The organism is Lutibacter sp. HS1-25, assembly GCF_004121075.1.
In the GTDB taxonomy this organism is placed as follows: Bacteria; Bacteroidota; Bacteroidia; order Flavobacteriales; family Flavobacteriaceae; genus Lutibacter.
Window position 1 is genome coordinate 1 of the sequence record NZ_RHLN01000152.1, and the last position, 1,869, is coordinate 1,869.

The 1,869-nt window shown below is 33.0% G+C and carries 1 pseudogene; it reads left to right on the top strand.

Going from position 1 to position 1,869, the window contains the following annotated elements:
* Positions 1 to 1,869 (top strand): annotated as a pseudogene (locus EC396_RS17945) (hypothetical protein); the annotation flags it as partial.

The window sequence follows — 1,869 nt, forward strand, 5'->3', positions numbered from 1 at the left end:
TGTTAGGTATTAAAATTGCCACACCTAAAAACGAATTGGTAATGGGTAAAAACCTAAAAATGAGTTGGGTGAATAGCAGGGGTGAAGTTCTTAATTCAAAAGAATTTAAAAAAACAATGCCCATTGTTAATCAAAATACCATTACCTATTTAAATGTGATACCTTCTATAGACAACCAATATATTGTACAAGAAGACAAAATCAAGCACAATATAATTTTAAATGAAAAGCCTTTAATTCCTGAAGGAACAGATTTTTTGTTTTTTGGCGAAGAAGTTGAATTACCAGCTAATTGGAGAATTGAATTTGATCAAAATCTAACTGGTTTGGTTGTGCTAAATGAAAATAATGAAGTTTATCTTGAAATTCCTGCACCACAAGTTTATGAAGAAAATGAAGTGCAAATAATGGCTGATGCCAATTTTGCGAGTTTTGAACTAACAAAATTAAATGCACAAACTAACAAATATCAAATAATTACAAAGGTTTCAGCGCAATGGTTAAATGAAAGAACTTATCCTGTTATTATTGATCCAACTATTGTGTTAAATGGCAATACATCAGGATATATTTGGCAAGATTATGAAAGATATTATAGTCCATCTGAATGTGGCTATGCAGATATAACTGCGGTAACGTATAATGCTTATAATAATGTTAGTGCAAGAATTTCACTTAATAGATATTATAGTTATAATATTGGAGATACTTATTGTTATAGATATTATCATTGGGGTTGGGGCTGGAGCGGTCATTATCATACTTACTATCAAAGACAATATTATCAAGATTATTATAAGGGTTGGATTAAATACAATACCAGCTCAATACCCGATAATACTACAATTAATGGTGTTGAATTTAGCGCCAATATTTCTGGAGGGTATACAAGTAATTTATATACTTATATATATTCATCAAGTTCTCCAGGAGATTATACAACTTCAACAAATTCGTCTCAATATAATAGTATTTCAGGAGGAGGGACTCTTGGAGCTACAAATTATGCAAATGTTGGTCAGGCACCTTATATAACTCTAAATACAACGGCAAATTCAAGGTTACAAACATTATTGCCAAATGATTATTTTCAAATTGGGTTGCAATCAGGAAATAATACTTCTGGAGCTGCACAAATAAAAACCTTTGATACAAATGCATCGTTATTACGTGTTACTTATGAGGCGGCTTGTGCAGAGCCAGTTGCTATTTGTAAAACTGCAATAATCTCTTTAGATGCAACTGGTAATGCAACTTTATTAACTACTGATATTGACAATGGCAGTACAGCAGATTGTGGTTTGCAGACTCTAACTTTATCTAAAACCGATTTTACTTGTAATGATATTGGTGAAAATACAGTTACTTTAACAATTACAGACATCAATGGGGTTTCAAGTTCTTGTGATGCAATTGTTACTATTGAAGACAATGTACTTCCTCAGGCACTTGCAAAAGACATCACAGTTCAGTTTGATGAATTTGGAAATGCTTCCATAACCGCTACAGATATCGACAATGGCTCAAATGATGCTTGTGGAATCTTAAGTTTAGAAGCCGATAATAGTTTCGATTGTTCAAATGTTGGTCCAAACACAGTAACTCTAACAGTTACCGATAACAATAACAACGTATCAACAACAACTGCAATTGTTACTGTTGAAGACAATGTACTTCCGCAGGCACTTGCAAAAGACATCACAGTTCAGTTGGATGAATTTGGAAATGCTTCCATAACCGCTACAGATATCGACAATGGCTCAAATGATGCTTGTGGAATCTTAAGTTTAGAAGCCGATAATAGTTTCGATTGTTCAAATGTTGGTCCAAACACAGTAACTCTAACAGTTACCGATAACAATAACAACG